Here is a 7,163-nt window from a genome sequence, read left to right as displayed (position 1 = left end):
AAAAGCGCGCGTTTTCGCGAAAAAAGCCCGAATTTTCGCCCCAAATAAACCGATTCGTATATTTTTTGGCAGTAGCATACGGATGAGACCGAATCCTGAGCCTAAGTCGGACAGGCTCCTAGGGGGCAGCACGGGCGTCGGGAAAGCGCCGTTGTTCACTGTCGGGCGCGACCGACGTCGGAGCTCAATGCCCTGCCGCGTCGAGATCACCGCTGAGATCGCGCGTGAGCTCGGCGGTCAGGTCATCCGGCGTCACCGGAAGTCCGACGTCTAATCGTTGTTCTCAATCCGTCGGCCACCATCCGCTCAAGCCTGCTGACGCTCCGCAAGCCGTGCGAAGGGGCCATCGGCCTCCATGAGTTCGGCATAGGTGCCGGACTCGACGATGCGCCCGGCTTCCATGACATGGATGCGGTCGGCATGGATTACCGTGCTCAGCCGATGGGCCACCACCAGACGGGTCACGCGTAGGCGATCCAGGCTCTCGGTGACGACGGCCTGGGTGCGGTTGTCCAGTGCGCTGGTCGCCTCATCGAGCAGCAGCATCTTCGGCCGGCCGACGATGGCGCGCGCGATCATCAACCGCTGCATCTGCCCGCCCGAGAGCGCCCCGCCGCCCTCCAGCACCACCGTCTGCATCCCCATGGGCATGGCGCGGATATCCTCCGCCAGCCCCACCTGTTCGGCCACCTCCCAGGCGTCCACGAGGCTCGCCCCCGAGGTGCCAACGATATTCTCGTAGAGCGAGCGCGGCATGAGCTGGGCGTGCTGCATGACCACACCCATCTGCCGACGCACGGCGGTGGCGTCGATGCTCGCCAGGTCCTGACCATCGAAGAAGATGCCGCCGGCCTCCAGCGACTCGAACCCGAGCAGCAGCCGCAGCAGGGTCGATTTGCCCGATCCTGATGGGCCGACCAGGGCAACGAACGCCCCGGGAGCGATGCTCAGCGAGACGTCATCGAGCACCAGCGGTCCATCCGGCACATAACGAAAACGCAGATGCGTAGCCTCGATGGCCCCGGACAGGGGACCAGGGTCTGGCTTGTCGTCGGCGATCTCGGGGGCGGCGGCGAGCAGCGGGCGCACGCGCTCGAGTAGCGGGTGCACGGCGAGCAACTGGGTGACGGTCAGCAGCATGGCCGTGAGGCTGCTGGCGAAATTCTGGTAGGCCACCAGCAGTGCCGAGAAGGCGCCGACGGCGACCAGATCCAGGCGCTCACTCGGCTTGCCGATGAGCAGCACGAAGACCAGCAGCCCCGAGAGCATGAGCACCTGATTGAGTGCCCCCTGCCAGGCGCCGAGCCGCTGGGCGGCCAGTTGCTGGCGCCGGCCTTGGGCAAAGAGATTGGCCCAGCGGGCGAAGGCACGGTCCTCGGCGGCGGCCAGTCGGATCTTGGCCACCCCGAGAATCAGCTGCAGCAGCCTATTGTTGACCTGCCCGGTGACCTCCGCCAGCACTCGCTCCCGCCGCAGGCGCAGGTAGGCCAGGAGTAGGCTCAGGCAGACATAGACCGCAGTCACCAGCGCCGCCCACAGGGCCAGGCGGACATCGTAGGCGAACATCAACAAAAAGCTGAACAGGCCAAAGATGCCACCCAGGAGCGTATTGACGCTCGCGCTCGACACCAACGTCTGCACCTTGCTCATGGCCAGCAGCCGCGTGCTCAGGTCGCCGGTGGAATAGTCTTCAAAGAAGTCCATGGGCAGGCGCAGCACACGGTCCATGAGTCCGGACTGCAGCGCCTGACCGATGCGGCTTTCCGCGCGGCTGTAGGACAGGGTGCCGACATAGCTGACGGCGAAGCCGGCGCCGCCGAGCACCGCCAGCACGACGCCGAGCTGGAGCAGCAACCCCAGATCGTGATTCGGGAGAATGCTGTCGATGATGTAGGCGGTGGCCACCGGTGTGGCGAGCGCGATGGCGGAGGTGATGGCTCCCATCACCAGCATCGGCACAAGGTCGCGCCAGCCGCGCCGCAGCGCGAAGCCAAACAGCGCCCTCAAGCCCAGCGGCTGCAGGGGCAGGTGCCCGGTCAGCTCCCAGGCTTGTGCGGCCACCTGCTGCGGGGAGAAGGTCAGCTCGATGCCGCTCGCCGGATCGATCAGGCGCGGCCCCCGGCCGCCGACGAACTGCAAGACCCGCGGCTGTCCGCTGTGCGCATCGAAGGCGAGCAGGGTGCCGAAATCGTGCCGCCACCAGTCATCGCTCAGGACGATGGCCCGACGCCGCAGTCCGTTGACGCGGGCCAGGTGTGCAAGGCTGGGACTGTCTTCGGGCTTGACATCAGCCGGTAGGCGAACGCTGAAGCCGGCGTCCCGCCCGATCAGGCGCAGGGCGCTGACCAGGGATGGCTCCCGGCGTGGTGGCGCGGCCACGGGCTGGCCGCGTTCCCCGACGGTGGCTGTGAGCTGGTGGAAGGCATGGTCCCGCTCGGCTTCGGTGGCGCGGCGCCGGGCCCGCAGGCGATTGTGCTCATCGACGTTGGCGAGGCGCAGGTTGAGCGCGGCGGTCTCGAACAGGATGTGCTGCAGATTGGTCGCCCCGGCCCAGGCATCGCCATCGGTCAGCGCCTGCGCGGTGGAGCGGCCGTGCAACTCGAGGGCGCAGGCGCTGAGCAGCCAGGCCTCGGGTGCCAGCGGAAAGCTGATCGTCTGGTCGCTGCCCTGGTCGTCGCCTGGCTCACCGGCGGGCAGGTCCTGCAAGTCCAGATAGGTTGCTGCTGCCGGGTCCAGACGCAGCCACACGAGGGTCTGCTTGGCGCTGAGGCGGCGGCCCGAGGGGATATCGAGCCGCGCGCCCGCCTCGAGCCCATGGCCCACCGCGGGGCGCGGTGCAGCCCAGCGCGCCATGCCCTGACTCAGGGCGCGCAGCCAGAGCTCCAGCGCCGGCGCCAGCACCGCAAGCACGTCGGGGCGGATGGACTCCGCCCGCAGGGCGGCCAACGGCAGGGTCATCAGCGCCGTGTCGACATGCGGCACCGCAAGCAGGATGAAGTCCGTCGCCTCGGCGCCGTCGATACCGAGCAGCAGGCCGCCCGCGGGGACGCTGGCCAGATGATGCCGTGCGCCGTCCGCGCCCTGGCTGACCAGAAAAAGCTCGACCCGACCCTCGAGGATGACCCAGGCCTGTGCGGGCTGATCGAGTCGCACCGGCTGGTGGCCGCCGCGGCGCGCGTGGCTGGCCTGGCGGCACAAGCGCTCGGGCCAGGGCGGACAGGGGGCGCTCATGTCTCGATCAAACGACGGTAGGGGCCGTCGCTGGCCATCAGCTCGGTATGGGTGCCGCGCTGCAGGATCGCCCCCCGGTGCATCACGATGATTTCGTCGCAGTCGCGGATGGTGCTCAGGCGGTGGGCGATGATGAGTGTGGTGCAGCCGCGCCGGCGCAGGTTGGCCATGATGGCCGCCTCGGTCACCGCATCGAGCGCGCTAGTCGCCTCGTCGAGCACCAGCAGCGTCGGGTTGCCGGCCAGGGCGCGGGCGAGCTCCAGGCGCTGGCGTTGCCCGCCGCTCAGGTTGCGGCCGTTCTCCTCCACTTTGGCCTCGTAGCCGCCGCGGCGGCTCAGGATCAGATCGTGGATCAGGGCATCTTTGGCCGCCCCAATCAGGTGCTCCTGCGGCAGGGTCTCGTCCCAAAGACTGATATTCTCACGCAGGCTGCCCTCGAAGAGGATGATCTCCTGGTCCACCACGGCCAGCGAGTTGCGCAGAATGTCACGCGGCAGCGCGGAAATGGGAAGACCGTCGAATCGGATCTGCCCGGATTGGGGCTCGAGCAGTCCTGTCAGCAGCTTACCAATGGTGGATTTGCCACTCCCCGATCCACCCACCAGGGCCACCCGGCTGCCGGGGTGCATGCTGAGCGAGAACTCGCGGATCAGCGGCGGCTCCAGCGGCGCATAGCCAAAGCTCAGGGCCTCGAGCTGCACGGCGCCGCTGAGACGTCGGAGGGGGGCGGTGGCGACGCGCCCCGCCGGCACGCCTGGCGACGAATCCGCCTCGGCCGTGCGCGCCTGGTCGAACTCGCGCGCCGGCGGGTAGCGCAGGGTGTCATCGACCTGCGCCAGCAGGCCTTTGGTCTGTTGCAGCATGCCAGCGAGGCTGACCAGTTGATTGACCGGCTGATTGAACAGGATGGTGATGGTCGAAAAGGCGACCAGCATGCCGATGGAAAAGCGCTCGGTCATGGTGTAGTAACCGCCGATCACCAGCACCGCGGCGGCGGTCAGGCTCGCCAGCCAGACCTGCAGTGCAGCGAGCAGGGCCTCGCGCTGGGCGATGTCCTGCTGGGCGTTGATGAAGAGCGTCTGCAGCCCCGACCACTGACTGAAAAAGACCTCGTCGGTGCCCGTGGACTTGAGCGTCTCCATCATGCGCAGCCCCTGCATGGCCTTGCTGCCCATGTTGACCAGTTGCATGCTGACCTTCTCCGACGCCTCGCCGAGGGCCTTGCTCATGTGCCTGAACAGCAGCGCATTGCCGAGCGCGAGCCCGACGGCGATCAGGGTCAGTGGCATGCTGTATTGCAGCATGAGGGCGACCAGGAGCAGCAGCAATGCGAGGCTGGTCAGGATCTGCGACAGCCCTTGTGTGAGGCTGAGCACCAGCTGATCCGCGAGCGCGACCCGGTTGCTGATCATGCCGGCGTAGCGTTGGCTGAAAAACAGCACCGGCAGGCGCAGTACGCGCCAGACCATGCGGCTGGAGAGCGCGATGGCCAGCTTGGCGGTGATGGCGGCCATGAGCCGCTGCTGCAGCCAGGTGAGCACGGCGATCACCGGCACCAGGACCGCCAGCACGCCGATCAGAGGCCAGACCCAACCGTCGAGCTGCTCGATCAGGATGCGGTCGAGGTAGACCCGTTGCAGCCCGGGCTGCAGGATGCCGAAGAGCGCCAGCAGCAGTCCCGCCGCCGTCAGCAGGGCCAGCGGCCAGCGGGTCTGACGCGCCAGCGCCCAGAGCCCCGGCAGGATGGCCGGTGGCGTGCCGCCGGGCTGGAAGTCCGGTGTCGGCTCGAACGCCAGGGCAAGCCCGGTGAACATGCCGTCGAATTCCGCCGGCGAGACGGTGCGTCGCCCGCTGGCGGGGTCATTGAGCTGAAACCCGTCATTGGTCACCCCCTCGAAGACGACGTAGTGGTTCATGTTGACGAACAGGATCGCCGGGACCGGGAGTTGTGCCAGATCCGCGGGCTCCTGACGCTTACCGCCGGCCTTGAGCCCGAGCGTGCGCGCGGCCTTGAGGAGGTTCACCGCCTTGCTGCCGTCGCGCGAGACGCCGCAGAGCACCCGCAGCTCCTCCAGCGCCACCCAGCGCCCATAGTGGGCGAGCACCATGGCCAGCGCGGCGGCCCCGCACTCCAGCGCCTCCATCTGCAGGATGGTGGGGGTGCGCACCACACCGATGACCGGTTGCTTGGCGCTCATCGGGACTTGAGCCAGCCGTAGACGTAATCCATGGCCGGGAACAGCAGGCTGATCAGGTGCACGCGCTCCACCACCACCTCGGTGCGCGCAAGCGTGCCGGGCTCCAGCCGAATGTCCGGTCCCGTGCCGGAGGTCCAGGCATAGCCGCTCGGCGTGCTGGCATCCACCTCGAGCGCGACCTCGATCTCGAAGGGGGTGCCGGCCTGCAGGATCTGATCGACCAGCACCGCGTTACGCAGCCGGCGCAGCAGGGCCTCGCGGCTCGCCGGCAGTTCGGCCACCTGCACCACGTGCCCCAGCACATAGCCCTCGAGCTCGAACTTCACGGTGGCGGGCGAGACGTGGGCCAGCATCCCGGGCTTGACCTTCTTGCCGTCGCCGGCGGGTGGATAGGCGATGGCGGTGAGCCCGCCGTCCTCGCGCTGATCGAGGTTCAGGCGCGCAATCACTTGGCCGGCGCTCACCGGGTCATCGAGATCGACGGTGAGCTCGGCGAGGGTGCCGGCGGCGCTGGCGAGCGCCCGGCGATTACGCCCGGCGTCGAGGCGAAGGTTCTCGGCGCGGCGCTTGAGATTTTGCACGCGGATGCGCTGCTCGGCGAGCTCCTGCTGACGCTGCGCCGCCTGCTGTTCGTGCTCCAGGGCCAGCTCGGTGATCTGGTTGCGCGCCAGGGCAAGCTCATGCTCAGTCTGCGCGAGCTGGGTCTCGGTGTCGAAAAACTGCCGATCGCTGAGCATGCCCTGCTCGCGCAGGCCCGCCTCGCCCGCCCGGCGCTTGCTCAGTGACGCGACCAACGCCTCCAGGGTGCGGACACGCTCCGAAGTCGCTTGTCGCATGCGCTGCAGGAGGTCGGCTTGCAGGCGATCCTGGGCGGCGAACTCCTCGGCCAAGGCCTCAAAAAGCGCCTGCGCCTCCCCCAGCTCCGCCTCCAGCGCGCGCAGCTCGTCGACCCGGGCTGGGTTGCGAATCAGGGCGACGGGCTGCCCGGCGCTGACATGCGCACCGGGCTGCGCCAGGATCTGATCGATGTGGCCGGCGTCGCGGGCCGTGACCGTGGCCACCCCGGCGGGCGAGAGCAGCACACCTTGGCCGGCGACCTTGACCGGAGCGGTGGCGATGAGGCTCCAGAGCAGGCCGGCGACCAACACAGCCGCCACGACGCCAAAGCCCAGCAGATGCCGCGGCCGGACCAGGCGCATGGACTGATCGAGCTGGTCGGGATTGGTGACCTTGGCGAGTACCTGAGGACGGAACAGCGGGTTCATGGCAAGGGCGTCGAATCAGGCCTTCGGCCCGTAAGCTGAAGGGAACCCCGGAGCGAGGAGGATTGTGAAGGCGCATGGCCTGCGGATGGCCGAACTCGCACAGGGTACGCAAGGGTGGGCGCAGATACTTGCCTGAGCGTCCATAACGCTTGACTGTGCGTCCATAAAGGTGAGGGGCATCCAATCGATCACGGCCCTCGCCCCCCGGCGCGGCCGGCGATGGTGGCCGAGCGATCGTCGAGTAAGCCCAGCGCTGCGCGCCGTCATCGCAAGCGGCAGGTGCCCGACGTGCCCCGGGGCGCCGGAGGCTGGGCGATGTGCGCCGCAGACCGTATGGCGACGACTCCGACCGGAGGCGCCCCGACGCGCGCTGCTACCTGTCTGCCCGTGTGCTCACTCCCGACTCGGGCGTCAGCCACCGCTGACCTGGGATGCATCGTCGCCATCCGCCGCCCGCCCCCCGCCGGTC

At 68.4% G+C, this 7,163-nt stretch carries 3 protein-coding genes; all 3 read right to left on the bottom strand.

Annotated elements, in window-relative coordinates:
* Positions 1–306: 306 nt before the first annotated feature.
* The 3 genes from QZ588_RS14130 to QZ588_RS14120 are packed head-to-tail and all read right to left on the bottom strand — an operon-like array spanning position 307 to position 6,694.
* Complete coding sequence (locus tag QZ588_RS14130) at positions 307–3,231, bottom strand: NHLP bacteriocin export ABC transporter permease/ATPase subunit (protein WP_295543588.1); 2,925 nt, start codon at positions 3,229–3,231, stop codon at positions 307–309.
* Positions 3,228–5,429 (bottom strand): NHLP family bacteriocin export ABC transporter peptidase/permease/ATPase subunit, encoded by a 2,202-nt coding sequence (locus tag QZ588_RS14125; RefSeq protein WP_295543587.1) that lies wholly within the window; start codon positions 5,427–5,429, stop codon positions 3,228–3,230. Before QZ588_RS14125 ends, QZ588_RS14130 begins: the two co-directional genes overlap by 4 nt.
* Positions 5,426–6,694, bottom strand: coding sequence for an NHLP bacteriocin system secretion protein (locus QZ588_RS14120; protein ID WP_295543586.1), 1,269 nt, complete (start codon positions 6,692–6,694; stop codon positions 5,426–5,428). Before QZ588_RS14120 ends, QZ588_RS14125 begins: the two co-directional genes overlap by 4 nt.
* Positions 6,695–7,163: the final 469 nt, after the last annotated feature.

The organism is uncultured Thiohalocapsa sp., assembly GCF_913062725.1.
Lineage (GTDB): Bacteria > Pseudomonadota > Gammaproteobacteria > Chromatiales > Chromatiaceae > Thiohalocapsa.
Note: the sequence above shows the minus strand (reverse complement) of the source record. Positions and strands in the feature narration are given on the sequence as shown.